This is a genomic window from Pigmentiphaga sp. YJ18, assembly GCF_038066655.1.
In the GTDB taxonomy this organism is placed as follows: Bacteria; Pseudomonadota; Gammaproteobacteria; order Burkholderiales; family Burkholderiaceae_B; genus Pigmentiphaga.
The window spans coordinates 15,426-39,395 of sequence record NZ_JBBUKU010000003.1 but is presented as its reverse complement, the minus strand read 5'-3'; the positions used below and the strand labels follow the sequence as shown (position 1 = coordinate 39,395).

The following is a 23,970-nucleotide window of genomic DNA, read 5'->3' as shown; positions in this document are numbered from 1 at the left end:
GTTTCATGCCAGGGGGGCGGCATGAAAGAATAGCCATGCCGGTCTTCATCGAGGCCGGGGCCTAGACTCTTTGGATACTCTTTCACCATGAACAAGGTTTGCATCTTCGGCGCCGGGGCGGTGGGCGGATACATGGCGGCTCATCTGGCGCGGGCGGGCGTCGACGTGTCGGTCGTCGCCCGCGGCGAGCACCTGGCGGCCATCCGCCGCGACGGCCTGCGGTTCATCGGCCCCGACGGCGAGTTCACCGTGCGCGTGGCGGCCAGCGACCGTCCCGCCGACCTGGGGCCGCAGGACCTGGTCGTCTCCACGCTCAAGGCCCACGGCCTGCCGCCGGCGGCGTCATCGATGCGGGCGCTGCTGGGAGCCGATACGCCGGTGGTCTTCGCGGTGAACGGCATTCCGTGGTGGTATCTGGCGGCGTTGAGCGGAGGCGCATCCTCGGTATCCCGGCTCGATCCGGAAGGCACGCTTGCGCGCGAGCCGGGCCTGGCGCGGACGCTGGGCTGCGTGATCCGTTCGCCCAACGAGGTCGTCGGGCCAGGCGTGGTGCGCAACAATTCGCGCGCCAGCAGTTTCGTGGTGGGCGAGCCCGGCGGCGCGTTGTCGCCGCGGCTCGAGCAGGTGGTGGCGCTGCTGCGGCGCGGGCTGCCGGGCGCGGCGGCTACCGGGGACATCGGCCGGGAGATCTGGAGGAAGCTTCTGCTCAACGTTCCCAGTTCGCTGCTGTCCTGCCTGACCCAGTCGCCATCGTCGGGCCTGCTCGCGGATTCCGCCACGCGCGAGCTGTATGCCCGCCTTGCCCGGGAGACCTGCGCGGTGGCGGCCCGCTACGGCGTCGCCATGGAGTTCGACCTGGAGGGGCAGGTGGCGGCCACGGGATCGAACCCGCATCCGCCGTCCATGCTGCAGGACCTGCTGGCCGGACGCCCGCTGGAGCTGGACGCGCAGTTGTTCGCGGTCCAGGACCTGGCTCGGTCGGCCGGCGTGGATACGCCCATGCTGGACGTGATGCTGCCCTTGCTGGCGCGCCGTGCGCATGCGCGGCCGCCCGCGCACGGCTGACGGGTGTTCGCCTATCTGTTTTCCGGCCGGCCGTAGAGCCGCCCCGCCAGTTCCGCCACCTTGGCGATGACCTGGTCCTTGACCTCGTCCGATACCCGTGTGCTGGCGACGTAGACCGACATCAGGATCGCGGGCCGTCCGGGCGGCCAGGCGAGCCCGATGTCGTTGGCGCCTACCTTGGCGTAGGTGCCGGTCTTCTCGCCGATGCGCCAGCCGGCCGGTATTCCCGCGCGCAGCCGCTTGTCGCCCGTCGTATTGCCGACCAGCCACGCCTGCAGGCGTTCGCGCGATGCGGGCGACAGGGCCTCGCCCACCGCCAGCCTGCCCAGCGTGCGCGTGATGGCGTGGGGCGTCGTGGTGTCCAGCATGCCGGTGGCATGGGGCACGTTCAGCTCGGGTTCGTAGCGGTCGCAGCGCGTGACGCCGTCGCCCAGGCTGCGGATGAAGCGCGTCAGCGCTTCCGGGCCGCCGAAGCTGCGCAGGATGAGATTGGCGGCGGTGTTGTCGCTGGTGGTCACGGTGGCATGGCAGAGCTCGGCCAGGGTCATGCCGCGATCACCGACGTGTTTCCCGGTCACGGGCGACCAATTGACCAGGTCCTGCCGGCTGTAGCGGATCCGCCGGTCCAGCGAGTCTTCGCCCCGGTCATGCCGGGCCAGCACGAATCCGGCGGCGAGCAGCTTGAAGGTGCTGAGCATCTGGAAGCGTTCGTCGGCGCGGCGGCCGATTTCCTCGCCGGAAGCGGTATCGACGATGCACACGCCCAGTCGTCCGTCGGCCAGCCGTTCCAGGCGCGCCAGCTCGTCCAGGGCGGCGTTGCGAGTCGAGACCGGCAGGGTGCCCGCCGGCTGGCCGGCCCAGGCGCCGCGCGCGCCGCAGGCAAGACCGGAAAGGACGAGGGCATGGAACGAGCGGCGTGTGGTCAAGGATGGTTCCTCCAAGGCAGGGAATGGCAGCCCGCGCGAAGGCGGGGCCGTATTCTAGCCTCGGTGGCGGACCGGCCCGGGCGTTAAGCTATTCGACATCCCAGATCCGTAAGATGACGGTACTTCCCGCGATAGGCCCGCCATGCCCCAGACCTTGCCGCCCGCTTCCGCCGACAGTGGTTCCCGGCTTCCTTCCGTGCTCCAGATCTTCCTTGCTTTCACCAAGATCGGCCTGACCAGCTTCGGCGGCGGGCTGAGCGGCTGGATGCTGCGCGAGTTCGTGCAGCGCCGGAACTGGCTGTCGGAGGCCGAGTTCCTGAGTGGCCTCGCGCTGGCCCAGGCCTTTCCGGGCGTCAACGTGGTCAATCTGGCGATCTGGGTCGGCTTCCGATTGCGCGGCGGCGTGGGCGCGCTGGCCGGCGCGCTGGGCCTGGTGGTGCCCGCCATGGTGCTGGCGCTGGTGGTGGTGGCCGCGTTCGCGACGATGGCGACGTCCGATTCGGTGCACCTGGCGCTGGCCGGCGTGGCGGCCGCGGCCGTGGGATTGTCGCTGCAGACGGGGCTGCGCGCCGCGCGCCGGGCCGCGCGAGGCGTGCCTGCCCTGGCCGTGATGGTCGTCACCTTCGTGGCGATCTTCCTGTTGAAGCTGCCCTTGCTGTGGGTGGTCGGCGCGATGGCGCCGCTGTCCATCGGGCTGGCCTATCTGCGCCTGCGCGAGGGTGGGCAGGCATGAGGCTCGCGCAACTGCTGGAAGTGGTCCTGGTCTTCGCGCCGCTGTCCTTCCTGACGGTGGGGGGCGGGCAGAGCATCGTGGCCGACATCCACCGCCAGTCGGTGGATGTCTATGGCTGGGTGACGAATCCGCAGTTCATGGACCTGTATGCCTTGTCGCGCATCATCCCCGGGCCGGGCGCGCTGCTGGTGACGCTGGTGGGATGGCAGGCGGCGGGGTTGGCGGGCGCATTGCTGGCGTCGGCCGCGATCTTCATTCCCAGTTCGCTGCTGGTCTATGCCCTGGCGCATCTGTGGACCCGGTTCAAGGGCACGCGGTGCATACGCGCGATCGAAGCGGGCCTGGTGCCGGTGGCGGCGGGCATGGTTCTGGCTGCTTCATGCACCGTGCTGCGCGCCGCCGAGGGCGGCGCCTGGGCCTGGGGCGTGGCGGCCGCCTCGACGCTGACGCTGATGTACACGCGGCTCAGCCCGTTCCTGATGCTGGGGATAGGCGCCGTGGTGTTCCTGGTGGCGCTGGGTTGAGGTGTGATGAGGGCGGGCGAATGCCGCGCCAAGGAGTCGAAGATGGAAGACTGGACGTTGCAGGCAAGAGGCTGGGTCAATGAACGCAATTTCGAGATCGATACCTCGCCGGGCGAGGACGGCTACCGGTTCCAGGTGCGGGTGCTGGGATTTCCGTTGATGCGGGACAGCGAGGTCTTCGCTTCCGCGGAGGAAGCCCGGACGGGCGCGGTGGCGTTCCTGGAGCGGCAGTTCCAGGCCCCGGTCGAGCTGGAATGAATCAGCCTGGATAGGCCCGGCGGACCGAGCGGATGAAGCCGCGCACGGCGTCGTCGTAGGCGGCGCCGCTGCGGCTGGCGCCGGAGTGCGACGCTCCTTTCAGCCAGACCAGTTGCTTGCGCGGGGATTGCCGTGCCGCCGCCAGCAGCGCCTCGCTCATGGCGGGCGGGACGACCCGGTCCTCGGTTCCGTGCATCAGCAGCAGCGGCACGCTTAGTGTTTCGATGGCGCCGCGCGAATCGAAGGGCTGCGTGACGAGCAGGCCGAAGCCGGGAATGCCGGCCCAGCGCGTGGTGGCGATCATGTCGCGGATGCTGGTGAAGCTGGCTTCGACGATCAGGCCGGCCACCGGTATCGGCGGATCGAGGCGGGCCATCAGGTCGATCGCGATGGCGCCGCCCAGGCTGTGGCCATAGACGAAGCGGCGGGCGGGATCGGGCTGGAGCCGGGCCAGTTCGCGCAGGGCCACCTGGGCGTCCTGCCGCACGCTGGCCTGGGAGGGCAGCCGGGGCGACGAGGCGCCGAAGCCGCGATAGTCGATGGCGAGCATCGAATAGCCCAGCCCGGCCCAATGGTCCATGCGGAACGCGCTGCCGTTCAGGTTCCAGCGCGAGCCGTGCAGGTACAGCACCGTCGGGGCGCCGGGATCGGGATGCCGCCAGTACCAGGTCCGCAGGGTATCGCCGCCCGGCATGGGCAGGTCATAGACCTGGGTGCCGGCCGGCGGCTCGCGCCACCACGAGCGTTCGCCCAGTTCGACCGAGAAGATCATCCCGCGCTGCCAGCGGTCGAGCGCGACATAGCCCGCGCTGGCAAGCGCGAGCACGCAGGCGAGGGCGGCAAGACGGCGGATCCACATGCTCATTCCGAGCGCCGGATCCGCCGGAGGTTCCCGCATGGGGCGGGAACGCCGGTCAATCGGCCTGGATGCCGAATTCCTTGACGACCTTGCCGAAGAACGCGTATTCGTCGGACGTCAGCTTGCCCAGGGCTTCGGGCGTGCTGGACTTGGCGAAGGCGCCGAAGACGCGCATCTTGGCGACCACGTCGGGCATTTTCAGGATTTCGGCCATGTGCCCGTTCAACGTGCGCACGACCTCGGCCGGCGTGCCCTTGGGCGCGTACAGGCCCTGCCAGGCGGCGATGTTGATGTTCTTGTATCCCAGTTCGGCCATCGACGGCGCGTCCGGGGCGAGCGGGGTGCGTTCCGCCGCGCCGTTGGCCAGGATGCGGATCTTGCCCGAGGCAAGGTAGGGTTCCACCGGGCCGTAGGTCATCCAGCTCAGCGCCACGTGTCCGCCCAGCAGGTCGTTCACGGCGGGCGCGACGCCCTTGTAGGGGACGTGAGTGATCTTGACGCCGGCGGCCTGGTTGAAGAGTTCGCCCAGGATGTGCATGGGCGAGCCCGAGCCGGGGCTGGCGTAGGTCAGGGCCTTGCCCGCCTTGGCGTCCTTCAGGACCTGGGCGATCGAGGTGTAGCCCGAGGCCTGGCCGGCCACCAGCAGCAGGGGCTGGGACGCGGTCTGGGTGATGGGCGAGAAGTCGCGGGCGGGGTTGTAGGTGTCGGCCGAATTGGTCTTGACCACGTGGGTGGCCATCGAGAAGGTGCTGGGGGCCAGCAGCAGCGTGTAGCCGTCGGGCTTGGCGCGCGCGACGTAGTTGCTGCCGATGATGCCGCTCGCGCCGGCGCGGTTCTCGACGATCACGGGCTGGCCCAGGCGCTGCGTCAGCTTTTCGCCGAACAGGCGGGCCATGGCGTCGGTGTCGCCGCCGGCGCCGTAGGCGACGACGATGGTGATGGGCTTGGCCGGATAGTCGGCCGCCATCGCGGGAAGGGATGTGGAGATCGCGCCGGCGGTCGCCAGCGCGGCAGCCAGCGCGAGCGTGGCGCGCCTGCCGGATTGGAGTTGCGTAAACATCATGATGACCATCTGCATAGAAAGGAGAGTGGCTGGCAGGCGGGGACGGGGCTCGTGGCCCAGCCGGGGGACCGGCCGGCGGCGCATGCGCGTGCATGCGTGGCGAGGTTATACCGCAGCCGTTCGCGGCGCGGCTCCCGGCTTTGTATCTTCCAGGGAAAGCGATAGGTTGGCTGTCCGCAACATGCCAGGGGTGAAACGGCGCTGAAACGCGCGGACCCGTGATGGGGCGATCCCGCCGGAGCGGCGCGCGCCGATGGCGTAGACTGGCTGCTCCGCATGGCCGCAGGAGGCAAGATGGAGACAGGCATGGACACGGGGCACCGGCGCTACGTGGCGCGGCTGGCGCTGGCGTTCGCGGTGATCTGGGTGGCTCTGGCCATCGATCCGCTCGACCGTTCGGACTGGGCGCTGGAGAATGTGCTGGTGATTGGATTTTGTATCGGACTGGCCGCGAGTTGGCGGCATTTCCGGTTTTCGCGCCTGTCGTACACGCTGATCTTCCTCTTCCTGTGCCTGCATGCGATCGGCGCGCACTACACCTACGCGAAAGTGCCCTACGACGCCTGGTGGCAGGCGCTGGCCGGCCGCAGCTTCAACAGCCTGTGGGGCTGGGAGCGCAACAATTTCGACCGCGTGGTGCACTTCTCGTATGGCTTGCTGCTGGCCTATCCGATACGCGAGGTCTTCCTGCGCGTGGCCGATGCGCGGGGGTTCTGGGGCTATTTCCTGCCGCTGGAGTTCACGCTGGCGACCTCCGCCATGTTCGAACTGTTCGAGTGGATCGCGGCCGAGGTCTTCGGCGGCGACCTGGGCGTGGCCTACCTGGGTACCCAGGGCGATGTCTGGGACGCGCACAAGGACATGGCCCTGGCCGCCTGCGGGGCCGTGGTGGCGATGATCGCCACGGCGGCCGTGAACCGTTGGCTGCAGCGGGACTTCTCGCGGGAATGGGCGGACAGCCTGCGGGTCAAGGACCCGCGTCCCTACGGCGAGGACGAGATCGCCCGCATGATCCGGCAGGCGCACGAGTAGCGGCAGCCGGCGCCGCGGGCCCGAGCCCGCGGCGGACCGGGCTCAGGCTTCGCGTTTGAGCCTGCGCAGCAGCAGGGGCAGCACCAGCGCGGCTGCGGCCAGCGCGAGCAGCGTGGCCGAGGTCGGCGTCGACACCAGGATCAGCGGATTGCCCTCGCCCACGGCCAGGGCGCGCCGCAGCTGCGTTTCCGCCATGGGCCCCAGGATCAGGCCGATCAGGACCGGCGCGATGGGGAAATCGTAGACCCGCATGACGTAGCCCATCAGGCCGATGCCGAACATCATCGCCAGGTCGGTCCACGAGGTCGCCACGCCCCAGATCCCCACCATCGCGAAGATCAGGATGCCCGCATACAGGTAGGGGCGGGGGATCAGCAGCAGCCGCACCCACAGGCCGACCAGCGGCAGGTTCAGCACCAGCAGCATCAGGTTGCCGATGTACAGCGAAGCGATCAGGCCCCAGACCAGGTCGCCGCTGTTGGTGAAGAGGAATGGGCCGGGCTGCAGGCCGTAGCTCTGGAAGGCGGCCAGCAGCACCGCCGCCGTGGCGGACGTCGGCAGGCCCAGCGTCAGCAACGGCACCAGCACGCCGGCGGCCGCGGCGTTGTTGGCGGCTTCGGGGCCGGCCACGCCTTCGATCGCGCCCTTGCCGAATTCCTCGGGATGCTTGCAGAGCTTGCGTTCGATCGTGTAGGACAGGAAGGTGGGGATTTCGGTGCCGCCGGTGGGCAGCGCGCCGATGGGAAAGCCCAGCGCGGTGCCGCGCACCCAGGGTTTCCAGGACCGCTTCCAGTCCTGGCGCGTCATCCAGGTGCCGCCCGACAGCGGATTGATGCGCGGCGGGGCCTGGCTGTAGCGGCTGGCGACATACAGGATCTCGCCCACCGCGAACAGCGACACCAGCACCACCGTCAGCTCGATGCCGTCGAGCAGGTCGGCCGAGCCGAAGGCCAGGCGGGCCTGCCCGGTCTGGCCGTCGATGCCCACCACGCCCATGGCCAGGCCCAGGAACAGCGCGATGAAGCCGCGCACGCGCGAGGTGCCCAGCACCACCGAGACGGAGGTGAAGGACAGCACCATCAGCGCGAAGTAGTCGGCCGGGCCGAACACGAAGGCCAGCTCGGCGATGGCCGGCGCCACGAAGCTCAGGGCCAGCGTGGCGATGGTGCCGGCCACGAAGGAACCGATGGCGGCGGTGGCCAGCGCGGCGGCGCCGCGGCCGGAGCGTGCCATCTTGTTGCCTTCCAGCGCGGTCATCATGGAGCCGCTCTCGCCCGGCGCGTTGAGCAGGATGGAGGTGGTCGAGCCGCCATACATGGCGCCGTACAGGACGCCGGCGAACATGATGAAGGCGGCGGTGGGCGCGATCTGCACGGTAACCGGCAGCAACAGCGCGATGGTGAGCGCCGGGCCGATGCCGGGCAGCACGCCGATGGCGGTTCCCAGCACCGAGCCGAGGAAGGCCCAGAACAGGTTCATGGGCTGCAGCGCGACGCCGAAGCCGGTCAGCAGGGCGTTGAAGGTATCCATCGATCACCACCCCGCCGGAGGAAAGGCCAGGCCCAGGCTCACGCCCAGGTGCGAGAAACCGAGCCAGCAGATCACGCCCAGCGCGAGGCCGATGGCGCAGTCGAACACCACGCGCCGCGAGCCGAAGGCCCGGGTGACCAGGGCGAACGACCCCATGGCGGTCAGGGGAAAGCCGAGCGGCTGCATGGTCAGCAGCGGCAGCGCGGCGCCCGCGGCGGCCCACAGCAGGGCCGGGCGCGAGGCGCCGGCATCGGCCTCGGCGTTCTCCACTTCCTGGGGCGAGAAGTTCTCGCCGCGGGCGATCTGCACCAGCAGCAGGATGCCCAGGACGATCAACGCCGCGCCGATGGCGCTGACGAAGAAGCCCGGGCCCAGGGCGGCATAGCCGCCGATCTGGGGCAGGGTGCCGCCTTCATAGAGCCAGACCGCGCCTATGGCCATGACGGCCAGGCCCAGCCACCAGGGGCGCCTTCGGGGTGTTGTCATCGTGTCGTCTCCGATGGGCGCCGGCGGCGGCGCCCCGTGCCTTTTTATGTTGGCGTGGACCTTACTTGACCAGTCCGACGTCCTTCAGCACTTCGGCCTGGCGCGCCTTTTCCTTGGTCAGGAAGGCGGCGAAGTCGTCGCCGGCCAGATAGGCGTCGTCCCAGCCGCGATCGGCCAGCGCCTTCTTCCACTCGGCCGAGGCGTGCAGCTTGGCATAGCGCTGCAGCCACATGTCGCGGCCGGCCTTGCTCATGCCGGGCGCGCCGATGATGCCGCGCCAGTTGCCGATGACCACGTCATAGCCGCTTTCCTTGAGCGTGGGCGCGTCGACGCCCGGCAGGCGTTTCTCGGAGGAGACCGCGATGATGCGGATGCGGCCCTGGTCGACGAAGGTCTTCAATTCGGACAGGCCCGAGATGCCGATCTTGGCTTGCCCGCTGGCCAGCGAGGTGACGACTTCCGCGCCGCTGGTGTAGGGCAGGTAGTTGACCTTGGTCGGGTCGAACTTGGCCGCCTTGGCTAGCAGCGCGGCGGTGACGTGGTCGGTGCCGCCTATCGAACCGCCGGCCACGGCGGTGCCGCCGGGGTTGGCCTTCATCGCCTGGACCGCGTCGGCGATGGTCTTGATGGGCGAGTTGGGCGCCACCACGATCGCGCCGGCGTCGTCGGTCAGCCGTACCAGCGGCACGGTCTGGTCCAGCGTGATGGGGGATTTGTTGGTGATGATGGCGCCGATCAGGATCGCGCCCATGGACATGATGGCGTTGTCGTCGCCCTTGCCGGTGCGCACGAACTCGGCCAGCCCGATGGTGCCGCCCGCGCCGCCTTTGTTGGTGACCTGGAAACCGTCGGTGAAGATGCCGGTCTGCTGCATGATCTGCAGCGGCACGCGCGCCGCGCCGTCATAGCCGCCGCCGGGGCCGCCGGGGGCCATGACCTTGGCGGGGGCCGCGATGCCGGCCAGCGGCACGACGGCGATGGCGAGGGCTGCAACCGTTTTCTTGACGAACTTCATGCATGTCTCCTTGCTGCGAGGGGCGGCGGAAAAGCCGCCTGATAAATAGGGAACGGCAAGGGGCCGTTCCGCTACGAATACAGTATCCGTCCAAACGCGCGCGGGCGGGAAGTCATTCCCACGGCGGCACCAGCACCACGCCGTCCATCAGCCTGCGGGCCGTGCGGCTCATGGCCACAAGTGCGACGCTCCAGCGCCCGTCCCGGCCATGCGCCTGGGCGCCCACCTTCAGCGTGCCCGACGGGTGGCCGAAGCGCAGTTCGCCGCGGGCGCCGCCCAGCACGTTGGCCAGGACCGTGCCGGGTACGGCTGCGGTGGCGGCGATCGCCACCGCGCCGGTTCCCGTCATGGCGTGGTGCAGCTTGCCCATGGAAAAAATGCGCACGTTCAGATCGATGTCGCCGGCGCCGACGGCGCGGCCGCTGGCGGCCGTATAGGCCGCGGCCGGGGCGGCGAAGGCGAGCTTGGGCGTGTGCTGGCGGTGTGCGGTGGCCTGGGCGGCGTTGGGCGCCAGTCCCATGGCCACGGCCGCATGGGCGCGGATGGCCTCGGCCCGGGCCAGCAAATCGGCGCGGCTGTTCACATCGGGTTGCAATTCCGTGCCGGCGAGTCCCAGGGACGACGCGGCGACGAAAACCGTGGGGTTGCCGGCGTTCACCAGCGTTGCGCGGATTTCCCCCACTCCCGGAACGGTCAGCACGTCGGCCGCGCGGCCGGTGGGAAACATCGCGCTGCCGGGGCCTTCGCCGCCGCCGGGGTCCAGGAATTCCAGCCGCACTTCGGCCGCCGGGAAGGTCACGCCGTCCAGTTCGAAATCGCCCAGTTCCTGGACCTGGCCGCCCCGCACCGGTACGTGGGCGATGATGCGCTTGCCCAGGTTGGCCTGCCAGATGCGGACCACGGCGAGGCCGTCGCCCGCCGGCCGCACCAATCCGCGATGGATCGCGAAGGGGCCGACGGCGGCGCTGAGGTTGCCGCAGTTGCCGCTCCAGTCGATGACGGGCTGGCCGATGGCGACCTGGCCGAACCAGTAGTCGACGTCGCAGTCGGGGCGGGTGCTGGGGCCCACGATGACCACCTTGCTGGTGCTGGAGGTGGCGCCGCCCATGCCGTCTATCTGTTTCTCGTAGGGGTCGGGGCTGCCGACGACGCGCATCAGGACGCGGTCGCGGGTGGAGGGATCGGGGGGGAGGTCGGCGGGCAGGAAGAACACGCCCTTGCTGGTGCCGCCGCGCATGTAGAGGGCGGGAATGGCACGCTGTCTGTCGGTGGCGGTCATGGCGGGTCGAAGTGCCGGTTTCAGATTGTTTTCAGGAAACGCGCCCATATTTACGAGATTACTACGAGGCGCGCGGCGCGCGGGAATGCCCCGGCTGCCATCAGGGGTGTGGTACGCAGCCCCTCCCGGCCTGGCCCGAATCGGTGCAAACTAGCTTCCTTCGCCGTTTCCTACCCGGAACCGGCGCGGCTCGCGTTTCGTTCCATCAACCCTTTCGACGAGATAGCCATGACCCGCAAGACCCCCATCGAGCGCTACCGGAACATCGGCATCAGCGCGCATATCGACGCCGGCAAGACCACGACGACCGAGCGCATCCTGTTCTACACCGGGGTCAATCACAAGATCGGGGAAGTCCATGACGGCAATGCCACCATGGACTGGATGGAGCAGGAACAGGAGCGCGGCATCACCATCACGTCCGCCGCCACCACGGCGTTCTGGAAGGGGATGGCGGGCAATTATCCCGAGCATCGCATCAACATCATCGACACCCCGGGGCACGTGGACTTCACGATCGAGGTCGAGCGCTCGATGCGGGTGCTCGACGGCGCCGTCATGGTCTACGACTCGGTCGGCGGCGTGCAGCCGCAGTCCGAGACCGTCTGGCGCCAGGCCAACAAATACCATGTGCCGCGCATGGCTTTCGTCAACAAGATGGACCGCGTGGGCGCGGACTTCTTCCGCGTGCAGCGGCAGATCGTCGACCGCCTGAAGGGGCGGGCCGTCCCCATCCAGATCCCGGTGGGCGCCGAGGACCATTTCGAGGGCGTGGTGGACCTGGTCAAGATGAAGGCCATCATCTGGGACGAGGCCAGCCAGGGCGTGCGCTTCGAGTACCGGGACATCCCGGCCGGGCTGCAGGCCACGGCCGTCGAGTGGCACGACAAGATGGTGGCCGAGGCGGCCGAGGCCGACGACGAGCTGATGGACAAGTACCTGAACGGCGACACGCTGACCGAGGACGAGATCAGGCGCGGGCTGCGCAAGCGCACCGTGGCGGGCGAGATCGTGCCCATGCTGTGCGGCAGCGCGTTCAAGAACAAGGGCGTGCAGGCCATGCTCGATGCCGTCATCGATTACCTGCCGTCGCCGGTGGACGTTCCGGCCATCAAGGGCGTGGACCTGCACGACCTCGAGATCGAACGCCATCCGTCGGACGACGAGCCGTTCTCGGCGCTGGCCTTCAAGATCATGACCGATCCCTTCGTCGGCCAGTTGATCTTCTTCCGGGTGTATTCGGGCATCGTGCGCTCGGGCGACACGGTGTTCAATCCGCTCAAGGGCAAGCGCGAGCGGCTGGGCCGCATCGTGCAGATGCACGCCAACGAGCGCCGCGAGATCAAGGAAGTCTACGCGGGCGACATCGCGGCCGCCGTGGGGCTGAAGGAAGCCACCACCGGCGATACGCTGTGCGAGCCGGACCATCCCATCATCCTCGAGCGCATGGTGTTTCCCGAGCCGGTCATCTCGCAGGCGGTGGAGCCCAAGACCCAGGTCGATCAGGAAAAGATGGGCATGGCGCTGAACCGGCTGGCGCAGGAGGACCCGTCCTTCCGCGTGCGCACCGACGAGGAGTCGGGCCAGACCATCATCTCCGGCATGGGCGAGCTGCACCTGGAGATCCTGGTCGATCGCATGAAGCGCGAGTTCGGCGTCGAGGCCACGGTGGGCAAGCCGCAGGTCGCCTACCGGGAAACGGTGCGCTCGGCGGTGCGCGACGTCGAGGGCAAGTTCATCAAGCAGTCGGGCGGGCGCGGCCAGTACGGCCACGTGGTGATTTCGCTGGAGCCGCAGCCGGCCGGCTCGGGCTATGCGTTCGTCGACGCCATCAAGGGCGGCGTGGTGCCGCGCGAGTTCATCCCCGCGGTCGACAAAGGCATCCAGGACACGCTGGGCTCGGGCGTGCTGGCGGGCTATCCGGTGGTGGACGTGAAGGTCACGCTGACCTTCGGTTCGTATCACGACGTGGACTCGAACGAGAACGCGTTCCGCATGGCCGGCTCGATGGCTTTCAAGGAAGCCATGCGGCGCGCGAACCCGGTGCTGCTCGAGCCCATGATGAGCGTCGAGGTCGAGACGCCCGAGGACTTCATGGGCAACGTGATGGGCGACCTGTCGTCGCGGCGGGGCATGGTGCAGGGCATGGAGGACATCGCGGGCGGAGGCGGCAAGCTGGTGCGCGCCGAGGTGCCGCTGGCCGAGATGTTCGGCTACTCCACCACGCTGCGTTCGCTCACGCAGGGGCGCGCCACCTACACCATGGAGTTCAAGCACTACGCCGAGGTGCCGCGCATGGTGGCCGACGTGGTCATCGGCCAGCGCAAGCAAGGGGGTTAGGGCTGCGCGATGCCCGGCACGCCGCGCCGTATGGCGGCCGAGAAATCCGGATCGGCGTCGGCGTCCCGCGCCCGCTGGGTGATGCGGCCCAGCCGCTTCAGTTCCGCCAGCGGGTGCGAGGTGTCCAGCCCGCGCACGTCGTAGATGTAGCCCGGCAGGTAGCCGGCCAGGACCAGCCGGTAGTCCATGGGCAGGCCGGGAATGATCCGCGTCATCATGTGATAGACGATGGTCGTGCAGTTGGCCGTGATGGTGTGGTAGAAGCGTGGCGTCGACACCAGCTTGTTGGCTTCGTCCACGTAGGCCAGGAACAGCGACATCATGGCCTCGCGCGGCATGGATACCCGGTACAGGTAGTCGTCTTCCTCGCGGATGTTGGTGCGCACGCGGACGATGTCGCGTTCGTCCGCGGCCACGACGCTGGTCTCGAACTCCTTGAAGAAACCGCCGATGGACGAGAATTTCTCGTGCCGCTCCTTGCGGATCTCGACCGAGAACACCAACTGCCGGCCGTCCTCGAAGCCGAACGACACCAGCGTGTGAGCGATGGCCTCGATGGTCCAGTAGGACAGGATCAGGTCCACGCTGGCCAGTTTGGTCAGGTCGTAGCTGCGCGTCTCCCAGCGCGGGGTGTAGTCGGCCGGGCCGCGCCAGTCGAAGTTGCGCACGTTGCGCAGCGTGACCACGTGGCCGTCGACCTGGCCCGTGGTCATCTGGGCGACGTCGTCGGCCCAGACCCTGTCGTTCGACGGCGCGATGCTGTGCCACCAGGCCAGCAGCAGGCCGAAGCCCACGACGTACGCGCCCACGCCCCAGGCGGGCCGTCCCGCCAGCGTCAGCCACAGCATGCCCAGGCCGAAAGCCGCGCCGGCCACGGCCGCCGCGATCCGGACGGGCAACGGACCGGGGACCTGATAGCGCAGGGCGAAAGCGGCCCACAGCGTGGTGGGCAGGAAAACCAGGACGGCCAGCGCCGACAGTAGAAAAGTTCGCATGGACCCGAACATACCACCGCCCGCGACGATGCGGCAGTCCCCTCGAGAAGCCGCCCCGCAATGCGCTTGCTAGCTGGTACAGTTGTCGGCGACGTTCCTCGGCTTACCGCTCGCGACCATTCATGACGCTTCCTGTCTTTTCCGCCCGCCTCGTGGCCCGCTGGCTGCTGATTCTCATGCTGCTGGCCGGCGCCTACTTCTTCAGCGGGTTCCTGGTTCCTGGCCTGGCCGCGCTGATCATCGGCCTGGCCAGTTGGCCGCTGTACCGGCGCTGGGTCCGCATCTGCGGCGGCCGCACGGCGCTGGCGGCCTCCAGCGCGCTGCTGGTCATCGTCGTCGGGCTGATCGTGCCCTTCGCCTATTGCCTGTCCTATGCGATCCAGGAGGCCAGCAACCTCATCCGCTGGCTGCTCGAGGCCAACCGCGAGGGGCTGGCCGTCCCGCACTGGGTGGCCGGGCTGCCGCTGGTGGGCGAGCGCCTGGCGGGATACTGGGAGGAACACCTGACGCGGCCGCACGCGCTGGGCGCCTGGGTGCAACTGATCAGCGGCGAACACCTGGGCAACATCTACCGGGTCGTGCTGTCCACCACGGGCAACGTCTTCCACCTGGCGCTGACGGTGGTGTTCATGCTGATCATCCTGTTCTTCGTCTACAAAGACGGCGAACGCATGGTCGGCCAGCTCGACACCGTGGGCGAGCGCGTGCTGCCGGCCCGTTGGACCCGCCTCTCGCGCGTGGTGCCGGCCACCATCAGCGCGACCGTGACCGGCATGGGCCTGATCGCCATCGGCGAAGCCGTGGTGCTGGGCACCGCCTACTGGATCGCCGGCGTCCCGTCACCGGCCCTGCTGGGCCTGATCACCGGTTTCATGGCGCTGGTGCCCGGCGGCGCCCCGCTGGCCTTCACCATGGTTTCGCTGTACCTGATCGGCTCGGGCAAGCTCATCGCCGGCATCGGCCTGTTCGCCTGGGGCACGCTGGAACTCTTCATCGTCGACAAGACCCTGCGCCCCCGTCTGGTGGGCGGCCCCGTCAAGCTCCCTTTCCTGCCCACCTTCATCGGCCTGGTGGGCGGCGTACAGACCATGGGCCTGGTCGGCCTTTTCGTCGGCCCCGTCCTGATGGCCCTGCTGGTCGCGATCTGGCGCGAATGGCTACGAGAGGAAAGCCCCCCCCTACGCGCTTACGCGCGCCCCCCAGGGGGCGGCACTGGCGGACCGGAAGGAAAGCCCACCCCCATGCGGCCTCCGGCCGCTCCCCCTCAAGGGGGCGGCACTGGCGGACCGGCAAAGCCGGATCCGCGGCGCCCTGGGTAGGGGGCAAAACAAAATGGCCTCGCTTCAAAAAAGCGAGGCCATTTTTTTCATTTCCAACCGCCGGTAGCCAGCGAAGCACCGGCGCTACAACCCACGAAACCCGTACTAGACCCAGGATGCGGAGGATCCGGCTCCGCCGGTCCTCGCGCATCGCCCCCGGGACCCGGTGCCGGGCCGCCCCAAGGCGGGTCCCGGCCCCCTTGGGGGGCTGCCGCGTAGCGGCTGGGGGCTCACCAGACTGGGCGCCCGTAAGGGCGTAGGGGGGGGCTAGTACACCCCTTGAGCCATCATCGCGTCGGCCACCTTCACGAAGCCGGCGATGTTCGCGCCGTCCACGTAGTTGATGGAGCCGTCGGCGCGGCTGCCGTGGCGCACGCAGTTTTCGTGGATGTCCTTCATGATGGCGCGCAGGCGTTCGTCGACTTCGGCGTGGTGCCACGACAGGCGTTGCGAGTTCTGCGCCATTTCCAGGCCTGACACGGCCACGCCGCCGGCGTTGCTGGCCTTGCCGGGGGCATACAGGGTGCCCGCATGGGTGAAGACGTCCACGGCTTCCAGCGTCGAGGGCATGTTCGCGCCCTCGGCCACGCACAGCACGCCGTTGCCGACCAGGGTCTCGGCGTCCTTGTGGTCGAGTTCGTTCTGGGTGGCGCACGGCAGGGCGATGTCGACCGGGATGTGCCAGGGGCGCTTGCCGGCCTCGAACGACAGCTTGTTGCGCGCGGCGAAGTCGGTCAGGCGGCCGCGCTGGACGTTCTTGAGATCCATGATCTCCTTGAGCATGTCGACGCTGATGCCATCCTTCACGTACAGCGTGCCGTCGGAGTCGGACAGGCTCACGACCTTCGCGCCCAGGTCCAGCGCCTTTTCGGCGGCATACTGCGCGACGTTGCCCGAGCCGGAGATCGACACGGACTTGCCGTCGAAGCTCTGGTTCTTGCGATACAGCATCTGTTCGGCGAAGTAGATGGTGCCGTAGCCGGTGGCCTCGGGACGCATCAGGCTGCCGCCGAAGGCCAGGCCCTTGCCCGTGAACACCGCCGAGGCGCTGTTGGACAGCTTCTTCATCATGCCGGCCATGAAGCCCACTTCGCGGGCGCCCACGCCGATGTCGCCGGCCGGCACGTCGGTGTCGGGGCCGAGATGGCGGTAGAGTTCCAGCATCAGGGCCTGGCAGAAGCGCATGACTTCGCCGTCGCTCTTGCCCTTCGGGTCGAAGTCGGAGCCGCCCTTGCCGCCGCCCATGGGCAGGGTGGTGAGCGAATTCTTGAAAGTCTGTTCGAACGCCAGGAAGCGCAGGATGGACAGGTTGACCGACGGGTGCAGCCGCATGCCGCCCTTGAAGGGACCGATGGCCGAGTTGTGCTGGATGCGGAAGCCGCGATTGACCTGGGTCTGGCCCCGGTCATCGACCCAGCATACGCGGAACTGGATGATGCGCTCGGATTCCACCAACCGCTCCAGCAGGCCGTGCTCGGCGTAGCGCGGGTGCTTCTGCAGGAAAGGCCAGAGGCTGGTCATGACCTCCTTGACGGCTTGCAGGAACTCCGGCTGATGAGGATCGCGCAGGGCGACCTGCGAGAGAAAGCTGTCTAGGCTGGCGTGTTTCAATATCGGCTCCGTTGAATGTCCGGGCGCTTGGGGTCGTCCTGCCGCAATCAGCTGCGAGCGGCGTCGAGGGCTGCACCTTTTGCGTGCGGCAATTGCTCTGATGTGGTGCGTTACACCGAAAAAACGCGGCATTGTAATCGCGTTTTTCCGTCATCATGTCGGTAAACCCCGACTTTATGCACGTATTTAGTGCGATCTTTAAAAAGGGACGGAGCGGGGTGGTGAAGTGTTTTTCCCTATTTAAATAGGGACGGAACGAGGTGGGGACGACCCCGCTGGGCATGACGAATGGGGACGGCCCCGCAATGAGGATAAAACCATGGCTTGGACCCTTTTGATCATCGCCGGACTGATGGAGGTCGGCTGGGCGATCGGTTTGAAATACACCCACGGATTCACGCGATTGTGGCCGTCGGTGGGCACCATCGCCGCCATCGTCGTCAGCATGGCGCTGCTGGGCGTGGCGATGCGCACGCTGCCGGTAGGGACCGCCTACGCCATCTGGGTGGGCGTGGGCGCGGTGGGTACCGCGGCGCTGGGCATCCTGCTGTTCGGCGAGGCCGCCAGCCCGGCGCGCCTGGCCAGCCTGGGGCTGATCCTGGCGGGTATCATAGGGCTGAAACTGGCTTCCTAGCGCGCATTTCCATCCCATGACCACCGCCGCTCACGACGGATCCCTAGGCATTTTCGACTCCGGCGTGGGCGGCATCAGCGTGCTGAGCGCCATCCGGCAGTCCTTGCCGCACGAAAACCTCCTCTACGTGGCCGATAGCGGCCATTTGCCGTATGGCGAGAAAACGCCGGCCTACATCGTGTCGCGCGCCCTGCGCCTGGCCGAGTTTTTCCTGTCGCACCGGGCCAAGGCGGTGGCCATACCCTGCAACACGGCCACGGCGGTCGCGGTGGAGGCCCTGCGCGACCGCTACCCGGACCTGCCCATCGTCGGCATCGAGCCCGCCGTCAAGCCGGCGGCCCGGCTGACGCGTTCCGGCGTGATCGGCGTGCTGGCCACCACCGGCACGCTGCTCAGCGACCGCTTCCACGCGCTGGTCCGGCGCGAGGCGCCGGACGTGGAAGTGCTCCTCAAGCCTTGCCCCGGCTGGGTATCGCTGGCCGAAGAAGGCTGGACGCCGGACCAGGACCGTCTCGTGGCCGAGCCGCTGGCGGAGCTGGTCGAGCGCGGCGCCGACGTGCTGGTCCTGGGCTGCACGCATTTCCCCTTCCTGATCGATCCGATCCGGCGCCACGTGGGGCCGGACGTGGCGGTGCTGGAAACCGGCGTCCCCTTCGCCCGCCAGTTGCAGCGGCAATTGCTGGCCCATGGACTGGCGCGCGAGGCGGGCGGGGGCGGCGTTTCCTTCATGACCAGCGGGGATCCGGCCGAGACCGCGCGGCGCATCGCGCGCCTGACGGGGCAAGAGGCCGCCGTGGCGCGCCTGCCCCGGGAATATTGCTGAACCGCGGCGGCGGCCGGGATTCGGGATCGAGGTAGGGCCTTTCCGGCTACGCCCGGGGCGATGGGGTATCCTCACGCCTTCCGCGGGCCTTCGCGCCGCGCCCGGTCGGTCCAGCGCCGCCGTTTCCACGGATACCTCGGGAGCCTTCATGTCGCTCGAACAGAACTACACCTCCATACTCGAACAGCTCGGCGAGGACCCGGGCCGGGAGGGCCTGCGCGATACGCCCAAGCGCGCCGCCAAGGCCATGAAATACCTGTGCCAGGGCTATACGCAGAACCTGGACGAGATCGTCAATGGCGCCCTGTTTTCGTCCGACACCAACGAAATGGTGCTGGTCAAGAACATCGAGCTGTATTCCCTGTGCGAGCACCACCTGCTGCCCTTCATCGGCAAGGCCCATGTGGCCTACCTGCCCAACGGCAAGGTGCTCGGCCTGTCCAAGGTGGCGCGCATCGTCGACATGTACGCCCGGCGCCTCCAGATCCAGGAGAACCTCTGCCTGCAGATCGCCGAGGCCGTCCAGGAAGTGACCGACGCCCTGGGCGTGGCCGTGGTCATCGAGGCCCAGCACATGTGCATGATGATGCGCGGGGTCGAGAAGCAGAACTCGTCCATGGTCAGTTCCGTCATGCTGGGCGCGTTCCGCGAGAATCCCTCGACGCGGGCCGAGTTCCTCGAACTGATCCGCTAGCCGGCACGGCCGCGCCGCGCGGCCTGGCGCACCGGCCGGGTGCGGTTTCCTTTCTTCCCGCCCGTGGATGGTGCGATGCCGCACCGCCACGGCGCCTTGCGCCTCGTCGTAGGGGCCGGTTTTGCCCTGGTCCGGAGTTTGCTACGGCATCGGTAGTGGTTTACCCCAGTCGCGCCTCCAAAATCGAGGCGCTATATTTTTGCCACTGTTCCGTATATGAGATGAGGTTTCGTATTTAAGACGACGAACGATGCCGGCCCAGCGATCGAATAACACTATCGCAGTGTCCGGCCCCCCGCAACCACGGGGATGGGGCAGTTCCGCTCCCGTTCGCCGCCGGATCGAAGCTTCGGTTCCTACAGGCCCGCAACATGAATGAAATCGAGTTCCGCAAGGTTGGCAAGCGCTTCATGGATCGCCAGACGGGAGAACCCCGCACCGCGGTCACCGACGTCAATCTCAGCATACGCAGCGGCGAGGTGGTGTCCATCATCGGCCCGTCGGGTTGCGGCAAGAGTACGTTGCTGAACATGGGCGCCGGCCTCTACCTGCCCAGCGAGGGCGAGGTCTACGTGGGCGGCGAGCGCGTCACCAAGCCCGTGCGCAAGGTGGCGTTCATGCTGCAGAAGGATTTGCTGATGCCGTGGCGCACCATCCGCGCCAACGTCGAGCTGGGACTGGAAATCGACGGTGCCCCGGCCCGCGAGCGCAAGGTGATCGCCGACGAGCTGTTGGCCAAGTGCCACCTGAAGGGCTTCGAGGAACACTATCCCTACCAGTTGTCGGGCGGCATGCGCCAGCGTGCCGCGCTGGCTCGCACGCTGGCCGTGGACCCGCAGGTGCTGCTGCTGGACGAACCGTTCTCGGCCCTGGATGCGCAGACCAAGATGGTGCTGCAGCAGGACCTGGCCAAGATGGTGTACGAGAAGCGCAAGACGGCGCTGTTCATCACCCACGACCTGGTGGAGGCCATCGCGCTGTCCGACCGCCTGCTGGTCATGAGCGAGCGTCCCGGCACCATCATCGAGGAAATCGTCGTCGACCTGCCCATGCGGGACAACCCGCTGGAGCGGCGCAAGCTGCCGGAAATCGGCCCGCTGCAGGGGCGCCTGATGGAGTTGCTGAAGGTCGGCAAGGAAACCGCCGAACTGCACTGACCGTCCATTTCTCCCGATCACGCACGTCGCGCCCGTGGGCGCCCATTCTTTACAGGAAGCCCTATGAAAAAAGCTCTGGTCTCGTTCAGCTTCAAACTGGCCGCCGTCGCCGTGGCTGTCGCCTCGCCCTTCGCCGTCCACGCCGCGCCCGAGGAAGTGAACTATCTGCTGCCCGCGCCGCCCACGCTGCCGGCCTTCGCCCCGTGGATGATCGCGCAGCAGCGCGGCTACTACGCCGATGAGAACATCAAGGTCAATTTCGTGCTGGGCAAGGGCGGCGTCGACGTCGCCAAGCAGATCGGCGCCGGCAATGCCGTGATCGGCGGCGCCATCGGCGACACGCCCATCATCGTCCGCGCCAACGGCGTGCCGGTGAAGGCCGTCGCCGTGCTGGGCGCAGGCTCGCTGTCGGCGCTGGCGGTCAAGAAGAACGGTCCGATCAAGTCGGTTCCTGATCTCAAGGGCAAGACCCTGACCGTGATCTCGTACAGCGACACGACCTACTACGCGCTGCTGGGCACGCTCAAGAAGTACAACCTGAGCAAGAACGACGTGTCCATTCAGGCCGCGGGCCCGGCCGGCGTCTGGCAGCTGTTCGCCGCCGGCAAGTCCGAGGGCATGGCCGCCACGCCCGACTGGCTGGTCGATGCCGACGAGGCCACCAACGGCAACGTCGAGTACCTGAAGGTCGACAAACCGTTCAACAGCATGGCGCAGGCCATCATCGCCTCGGACGAAACGATCAAGAACAACCCGGACCTGATCAAGCGCCTGGTGCGCGCGACCCTGCGCGGCATGCAGGACGTGATGAAGGATCCCAAGAGCGCCGCCGCCACCTACGCCCAGGCCGCGCCGGCCTTCAAGGGCAAGGAAGAGAAGCTCGAGCGCATCCTGCGCCTGTACAACAAGTACGTGTACGCCGACCAGAAGGTGCTGGGCCAGATGGACACCGCCCGCCTGGCGGAAGTGCAGAAGTTCTACGTGTCGGAAGGCATCGTGTCCAAGGCCGCACCCTTGACCGATCTTTATACGAACCAGTTCGTCGGGGTTGAGCGGTAATGTCTGTATCCGTATCCAACGAAAACGCGCCCGCCGCGGCGGGCGCCGCCAAGCCGGCGGCCCGCCCGTTCTTCTCGGGCAAAGTCGCCACGGCCGCCGGCAGCCTGCTGGTCCTGGTGGTGTTCCTGGCCGCCTGGGAATGGGGTCCCGGCCTGCTCAAGATGCCGGAATTCATCCTGCCCCGCTTCAGCCGCGTGGTCCAGGAATTCGGCCATATGTGGCAGACCAGCGAGCTGCTCATGCACAGCGGCATCACCGCGTTCGAGGTGATCGTCGGCTTCATCCTGGGCGCCTTGCTGGGCCTGGTGGTGGGCGTGGTGCTGGGCCTGTCGCCCACCACCGAATCCATCCTGTCGCCGTACATCCTGGCGCTGCAGATCGCGCCCAAGGTGGCCTTCGCGCCGCTGTTCGTGATGTGGCTGGGCTACACCATCTATCCCAAGATCCTGGTCGCCATCCTGATCGTGTTCTTCCCGGTCATGATCAACGTGCTGTCGGCGGTGCGCACCGTGGATCCGGACATGGTCAACCTGGTCCGCACGCTCAACGCCAGCCGCTGGCAGATCTTCCGCCTGGTCGAGTTCCCGTCGGCGCTGCCGGCGCTGTTCTCGGGCCTGCGCATCGCCTCGACGCTGGCCGTCATCGGCGTGACCGTGGGCGAACTGGTCGGGGGCAACCTGGGCCTGGGCTTCCTGCTGGTCGACGGCGAGGGACAGGGCAATACCTCGGCCGTGTTCGTCACGATCGCGGTGCTTACGCTGATCGGCATCGTCGCCTACGCGGGCGTCGTCTGGGCCGAGAAGCGCGTACTTCACTATCTGCCGCGCGCGGCCACCACCACGGTCTGAGCGCGGGTAATGGGAGCAATGTTGGATTCAAGCACTATCGGTAATCTCCTGCGGGGCCGCCGCATCCTGGTGACGGGCGCGGCGCGCGGGCTGGGCTACGAGTTCGCGGTGGCGCTGTGCCAGGCCGGCGCGCAGGTGGCCATGGCCGACATCCTGGCCGACACGCTGAAAGAGGCGGTCGAGTCGCTGCAGGCGCGGGGCTTTCCGGTGCACGGCATCGAAGTCGACCTGGGCGACAAGGCCTCGGTCGAGCGGTGCGCGGCGCGCGCCGTCGAACTGCTGGGCGGGTTGGACGGGCTGGTGAACAACGCCGCCATCACCAACTCGGGCGGGCGCACGGCGCACCAGCTCGAGGTCGAGGTGTGGGACAAGGTCATGCAGGTCAACGTGCGCGGCACCTGGCTGATGTCCGTCGCCTGCCACGCGGCGCTCAAGGCGTCGGGCCGGGGCGCCATCGTCAACCTGGCGTCGGACACGGCCCTGTGGGGCGCGCCCAACCTGATGGCCTACGTCGCCAGCAAGGGCGCGGTCACGGCGATGACGCGGTCGCTGGCGCGCGAGTTCGGCGCCGACAACATCACCGTCAATGCCATTGCCCCGGGGCTGACCCTGGTCGAGGCGACGGAGTACGTGCCCGAGGCGCGGCACCAGCTCTACCATGACCAGCGGGCGATCCACCGCGAACAGGTGCCCGAGGACGTGAGCGGATCGGTGCTGTTCGCGCTGTCGGACCTCGCGCGCTTCGTTACCGGGCAACTCCTTCCGGTCAACGGCGGTTTCGTGATGAATTGAAAAAAGCGGGCGGCGTGGCCGGCACCGCCCGTCGGGACCGGTATCATTCCGTCCGCAAGCCATCAGACAGTCGGTCACACCATGAGCAAAGGGAATATCTCGGAGGTCGCGCAGGACAAGTATCTCGTCCCGGCGCTGGAGCGCGGCCTGCTGTTGCTGGGACAATTCAGCCACGTCGACCGCAAGCTGTCGGCCCCCGAACTGGCGCGCCGCCTCAGCCTGCCGCGATCCACCGTCTTCCGGCTGCTGATGACCCTGGAGTCCATGGGCTTCGTCCAGCGGGCCGAGGGCGGGCACGACTACCGGCTCGGACTGGCCGTGCTGCGGCTGGGCTTCGAATATCTGGCCTCGCTCGAACTGACCGAACTGGGCGCGCCCCTGCTGGAGCGCCTGCGCGGCGAGATCGGGTTCTCGTGCAACCTGGTCGTGCGCGATGGCCGCTCCATCGTCTACGTCGCCAAGTCGTCGGCGCCCACGCCCTTCACCAGCTCGGTCCACGTCGGCACGCGGCTGCCCGCGCACGCCACGGTGCTGGGCCGCGTCCTGCTGGAGGATCTCACGCTGGACGAACTGCGCGAGCTGTTCCCCGAGGAACACCTGGCCAGCTATTCCTCCAGCACGCCCACGACCGTGATGGATTTGTACGAGCTGGTGCAGAAGGACCGTGAACGCGGCTATGTGCTGCAGGAAGCCTTCTTCGAGGCGCGGGTCTCGACCATCGCCGCGCCGGTGCGCGACGCCACCGGCCGCATCGTGGCCGCGCTGGGCGCCACGATCCCCTCGTCGCGCTTCGAGCCCGAGCGTATCGACGACCTGGTCGGCCGGGTGCGCAACACCGCCATGGAGTTGTCCCGCCTGTTGAATTATTCGCCCGAGAAACTGGCCATGGGCCGGGTCGTCAACCTGTGAACGGTGCGCCGTGCCGGCC

The 23,970-nt window shown here is 68.0% G+C and carries 24 protein-coding genes; 15 read left to right on the top strand and 9 right to left on the bottom strand.

The features are described 5' to 3' along the window. Nucleotides 1-87 precede the first annotated feature (87 nt). Complete coding sequence (locus WKR98_RS19985) at nucleotides 88-1,065, top strand: ketopantoate reductase family protein (protein WP_341434502.1); 978 nt, start codon at nucleotides 88-90, stop codon at nucleotides 1,063-1,065. Between the two features lie 11 nt (nucleotides 1,066-1,076). Here WKR98_RS19985 and bla read toward each other — a convergent pair whose 3' ends face one another. Further along, entirely contained in the window at nucleotides 1,077-1,991 is a 915-nt protein-coding gene (bla, locus tag WKR98_RS19980; RefSeq protein WP_341434501.1) for a class A beta-lactamase, read from the bottom strand. Between the two features lie 142 nt (nucleotides 1,992-2,133). Here bla and WKR98_RS19975 point away from each other — a divergent pair, with 142 nt between their 5' ends. Genes WKR98_RS19975 through WKR98_RS19965 form a run of 3 tightly spaced genes read left to right on the top strand, consistent with a single transcriptional unit; the run spans nucleotide 2,134 to nucleotide 3,506 of the window. After that, nucleotides 2,134-2,724, top strand: coding sequence for a chromate transporter (locus WKR98_RS19975; protein WP_124690546.1), 591 nt, complete (start codon nucleotides 2,134-2,136; stop codon nucleotides 2,722-2,724). Beyond that, nucleotides 2,721-3,248 carry a chromate transporter gene (locus WKR98_RS19970; protein WP_124690545.1) on the top strand — a complete coding sequence of 176 codons (528 nt, stop codon included), beginning with the start codon at nucleotides 2,721-2,723 and terminating at the stop codon, nucleotides 3,246-3,248. Before WKR98_RS19975 ends, WKR98_RS19970 begins: the two co-directional genes overlap by 4 nt. Nucleotides 3,249-3,290: 42 nt before the next feature. Continuing rightward, nucleotides 3,291-3,506 carry a hypothetical protein gene (locus WKR98_RS19965; RefSeq protein ID WP_124690544.1) on the top strand — a complete coding sequence of 72 codons (216 nt, stop codon included), beginning with the start codon at nucleotides 3,291-3,293 and terminating at the stop codon, nucleotides 3,504-3,506. 1 nt (nucleotide 3,507) lies between these two features. Here the strand turns inward: WKR98_RS19965 and WKR98_RS19960 are convergent, their stop codons facing one another. Together WKR98_RS19960 and WKR98_RS19955 are read right to left on the bottom strand one after the other, a co-directional pair. Next, nucleotides 3,508-4,371 carry an alpha/beta hydrolase gene (locus WKR98_RS19960; RefSeq protein ID WP_124690543.1) on the bottom strand — a complete coding sequence of 288 codons (864 nt, stop codon included), beginning with the start codon at nucleotides 4,369-4,371 and terminating at the stop codon, nucleotides 3,508-3,510. 49 nt (nucleotides 4,372-4,420) lie between these two features. Next, a complete protein-coding gene (locus WKR98_RS19955; RefSeq protein WP_341434500.1) occupies nucleotides 4,421-5,428 on the bottom strand; it encodes a Bug family tripartite tricarboxylate transporter substrate binding protein in 1,008 nt (335 codons plus the stop codon). A 306-nt stretch (nucleotides 5,429-5,734) separates the two neighbouring features. Here WKR98_RS19955 and WKR98_RS19950 point away from each other — a divergent pair, with 306 nt between their 5' ends. Then, nucleotides 5,735-6,460, top strand: a complete 726-nt coding sequence (locus tag WKR98_RS19950) for a DUF2238 domain-containing protein (RefSeq protein WP_124690542.1) — start codon at nucleotides 5,735-5,737, stop codon at nucleotides 6,458-6,460. Between the two features lie 42 nt (nucleotides 6,461-6,502). On the opposite strand, the gene WKR98_RS19945 is transcribed toward WKR98_RS19950, so the two are convergent. The 4 genes from WKR98_RS19945 to prpF form a co-directional block, all read right to left on the bottom strand. Beyond that, nucleotides 6,503-7,990: a tripartite tricarboxylate transporter permease gene (locus WKR98_RS19945; protein WP_124690541.1), complete on the bottom strand. Its 1,488-nt coding sequence runs from the start codon at nucleotides 7,988-7,990 to the stop codon at nucleotides 6,503-6,505. A gap of 3 nt (nucleotides 7,991-7,993) precedes the next feature. Next, nucleotides 7,994-8,476 carry a tripartite tricarboxylate transporter TctB family protein gene (locus tag WKR98_RS19940; protein WP_341434499.1) on the bottom strand — a complete coding sequence of 161 codons (483 nt, stop codon included), beginning with the start codon at nucleotides 8,474-8,476 and terminating at the stop codon, nucleotides 7,994-7,996. Nucleotides 8,477-8,537: 61 nt separating this feature from the next. After that, entirely contained in the window at nucleotides 8,538-9,491 is a 954-nt protein-coding gene (locus tag WKR98_RS19935) for a Bug family tripartite tricarboxylate transporter substrate binding protein (RefSeq protein ID WP_124690539.1), read from the bottom strand. A gap of 112 nt (nucleotides 9,492-9,603) precedes the next feature. Beyond that, entirely contained in the window at nucleotides 9,604-10,770 is a 1,167-nt protein-coding gene (prpF, locus tag WKR98_RS19930; RefSeq protein WP_341434498.1) for a 2-methylaconitate cis-trans isomerase PrpF, read from the bottom strand. Nucleotides 10,771-10,998: 228 nt separating this feature from the next. Here prpF and fusA point away from each other — a divergent pair, with 228 nt between their 5' ends. Next, a complete protein-coding gene (gene fusA, locus WKR98_RS19925; RefSeq protein ID WP_341434497.1) occupies nucleotides 10,999-13,110 on the top strand; it encodes an elongation factor G in 2,112 nt (703 codons plus the stop codon). Here the strand turns inward: fusA and WKR98_RS19920 are convergent. Continuing rightward, nucleotides 13,107-14,105 carry an Lnb N-terminal periplasmic domain-containing protein gene (locus tag WKR98_RS19920; RefSeq protein WP_124690536.1) on the bottom strand — a complete coding sequence of 333 codons (999 nt, stop codon included), beginning with the start codon at nucleotides 14,103-14,105 and terminating at the stop codon, nucleotides 13,107-13,109. The two genes, fusA and WKR98_RS19920, sit on opposite strands and share 4 nt — an antisense overlap. A 122-nt stretch (nucleotides 14,106-14,227) precedes the next feature. On the opposite strand from WKR98_RS19920, the gene WKR98_RS19915 reads away from it, so the two are divergent. Next, a complete protein-coding gene (locus WKR98_RS19915) occupies nucleotides 14,228-15,424 on the top strand; it encodes an AI-2E family transporter (protein ID WP_124690535.1) in 1,197 nt (398 codons plus the stop codon). A 267-nt stretch (nucleotides 15,425-15,691) separates the two neighbouring features. On the opposite strand, the gene gdhA is transcribed toward WKR98_RS19915, so the two are convergent. Further along, a complete protein-coding gene (gene gdhA / locus WKR98_RS19910; RefSeq protein ID WP_202865552.1) occupies nucleotides 15,692-17,035 on the bottom strand; it encodes an NADP-specific glutamate dehydrogenase in 1,344 nt (447 codons plus the stop codon). 319 nt (nucleotides 17,036-17,354) lie between these two features. Here gdhA and sugE point away from each other — a divergent pair, with 319 nt between their 5' ends. From sugE to WKR98_RS19870, 8 genes are all read left to right on the top strand, one after another. Then, entirely contained in the window at nucleotides 17,355-17,669 is a 315-nt protein-coding gene (gene sugE / locus WKR98_RS19905; protein ID WP_124690533.1) for a quaternary ammonium compound efflux SMR transporter SugE, read from the top strand. 16 nt (nucleotides 17,670-17,685) lie between these two features. Next, nucleotides 17,686-18,492 (top strand): glutamate racemase, encoded by an 807-nt coding sequence (murI, locus tag WKR98_RS19900; protein ID WP_341434496.1) that lies wholly within the window; start codon nucleotides 17,686-17,688, stop codon nucleotides 18,490-18,492. 148 nt (nucleotides 18,493-18,640) lie between these two features. Further along, nucleotides 18,641-19,186, top strand: coding sequence for a GTP cyclohydrolase I FolE (folE, locus tag WKR98_RS19895; RefSeq protein WP_124690531.1), 546 nt, complete (start codon nucleotides 18,641-18,643; stop codon nucleotides 19,184-19,186). A 371-nt stretch (nucleotides 19,187-19,557) separates the two neighbouring features. Further along, complete coding sequence (locus tag WKR98_RS19890) at nucleotides 19,558-20,343, top strand: ABC transporter ATP-binding protein (RefSeq protein ID WP_124690530.1); 786 nt, start codon at nucleotides 19,558-19,560, stop codon at nucleotides 20,341-20,343. Nucleotides 20,344-20,406: 63 nt separating this feature from the next. After that, nucleotides 20,407-21,402 carry an ABC transporter substrate-binding protein gene (locus WKR98_RS19885; protein ID WP_124690529.1) on the top strand — a complete coding sequence of 332 codons (996 nt, stop codon included), beginning with the start codon at nucleotides 20,407-20,409 and terminating at the stop codon, nucleotides 21,400-21,402. Continuing rightward, nucleotides 21,402-22,250, top strand: coding sequence for an ABC transporter permease (locus tag WKR98_RS19880; protein ID WP_124690528.1), 849 nt, complete (start codon nucleotides 21,402-21,404; stop codon nucleotides 22,248-22,250). The genes WKR98_RS19885 and WKR98_RS19880 overlap by 1 nt, the downstream gene beginning before the upstream one ends. Nucleotides 22,251-22,268: 18 nt before the next feature. Then, nucleotides 22,269-23,042 carry an SDR family oxidoreductase gene (locus tag WKR98_RS19875; protein WP_124690527.1) on the top strand — a complete coding sequence of 258 codons (774 nt, stop codon included), beginning with the start codon at nucleotides 22,269-22,271 and terminating at the stop codon, nucleotides 23,040-23,042. Nucleotides 23,043-23,123: 81 nt separating this feature from the next. Further along, entirely contained in the window at nucleotides 23,124-23,951 is an 828-nt protein-coding gene (locus WKR98_RS19870) for an IclR family transcriptional regulator (RefSeq protein ID WP_124690526.1), read from the top strand. The last annotated feature ends 19 nt before the right edge of the window (nucleotides 23,952-23,970 follow it).

What these genes read in the sequence shown, in the direction of transcription:
- WKR98_RS19985 (WP_341434502.1), top strand. Translation starts at nt 88, where the DNA reads ATGAACAAGGTTTGCATCTTCGGCGCCGGGGCGGTGGGCGGATACATG.
- WKR98_RS19975 (WP_124690546.1), top strand. Translation starts at nt 2,134, where the DNA reads ATGCCCCAGACCTTGCCGCCCGCTTCCGCCGACAGTGGTTCCCGGCTT.
- WKR98_RS19970 (WP_124690545.1), top strand. Translation starts at nt 2,721, where the DNA reads ATGAGGCTCGCGCAACTGCTGGAAGTGGTCCTGGTCTTCGCGCCGCTG.
- WKR98_RS19965 (WP_124690544.1), top strand. Translation starts at nt 3,291, where the DNA reads ATGGAAGACTGGACGTTGCAGGCAAGAGGCTGGGTCAATGAACGCAAT.
- WKR98_RS19960 (WP_124690543.1), bottom strand. Translation starts at nt 4,371, where the DNA reads ATGAGCATGTGGATCCGCCGTCTTGCCGCCCTCGCCTGCGTGCTCGCG.
- WKR98_RS19955 (WP_341434500.1), bottom strand. Translation starts at nt 5,428, where the DNA reads ATGATGTTTACGCAACTCCAATCCGGCAGGCGCGCCACGCTCGCGCTG.
- WKR98_RS19950 (WP_124690542.1), top strand. Translation starts at nt 5,735, where the DNA reads ATGGACACGGGGCACCGGCGCTACGTGGCGCGGCTGGCGCTGGCGTTC.
- WKR98_RS19945 (WP_124690541.1), bottom strand. Translation starts at nt 7,990, where the DNA reads ATGGATACCTTCAACGCCCTGCTGACCGGCTTCGGCGTCGCGCTGCAG.
- WKR98_RS19940 (WP_341434499.1), bottom strand. Translation starts at nt 8,476, where the DNA reads ATGACAACACCCCGAAGGCGCCCCTGGTGGCTGGGCCTGGCCGTCATG.
- WKR98_RS19935 (WP_124690539.1), bottom strand. Translation starts at nt 9,491, where the DNA reads ATGAAGTTCGTCAAGAAAACGGTTGCAGCCCTCGCCATCGCCGTCGTG.
- prpF (WP_341434498.1), bottom strand. Translation starts at nt 10,770, where the DNA reads ATGACCGCCACCGACAGACAGCGTGCCATTCCCGCCCTCTACATGCGC.
- fusA (WP_341434497.1), top strand. Translation starts at nt 10,999, where the DNA reads ATGACCCGCAAGACCCCCATCGAGCGCTACCGGAACATCGGCATCAGC.
- WKR98_RS19920 (WP_124690536.1), bottom strand. Translation starts at nt 14,105, where the DNA reads ATGCGAACTTTTCTACTGTCGGCGCTGGCCGTCCTGGTTTTCCTGCCC.
- WKR98_RS19915 (WP_124690535.1), top strand. Translation starts at nt 14,228, where the DNA reads ATGACGCTTCCTGTCTTTTCCGCCCGCCTCGTGGCCCGCTGGCTGCTG.
- sugE (WP_124690533.1), top strand. Translation starts at nt 17,355, where the DNA reads ATGGCTTGGACCCTTTTGATCATCGCCGGACTGATGGAGGTCGGCTGG.
- murI (WP_341434496.1), top strand. Translation starts at nt 17,686, where the DNA reads ATGACCACCGCCGCTCACGACGGATCCCTAGGCATTTTCGACTCCGGC.
- folE (WP_124690531.1), top strand. Translation starts at nt 18,641, where the DNA reads ATGTCGCTCGAACAGAACTACACCTCCATACTCGAACAGCTCGGCGAG.
- WKR98_RS19890 (WP_124690530.1), top strand. Translation starts at nt 19,558, where the DNA reads ATGAATGAAATCGAGTTCCGCAAGGTTGGCAAGCGCTTCATGGATCGC.
- WKR98_RS19885 (WP_124690529.1), top strand. Translation starts at nt 20,407, where the DNA reads ATGAAAAAAGCTCTGGTCTCGTTCAGCTTCAAACTGGCCGCCGTCGCC.
- WKR98_RS19880 (WP_124690528.1), top strand. Translation starts at nt 21,402, where the DNA reads ATGTCTGTATCCGTATCCAACGAAAACGCGCCCGCCGCGGCGGGCGCC.
- WKR98_RS19875 (WP_124690527.1), top strand. Translation starts at nt 22,269, where the DNA reads ATGTTGGATTCAAGCACTATCGGTAATCTCCTGCGGGGCCGCCGCATC.
- WKR98_RS19870 (WP_124690526.1), top strand. Translation starts at nt 23,124, where the DNA reads ATGAGCAAAGGGAATATCTCGGAGGTCGCGCAGGACAAGTATCTCGTC.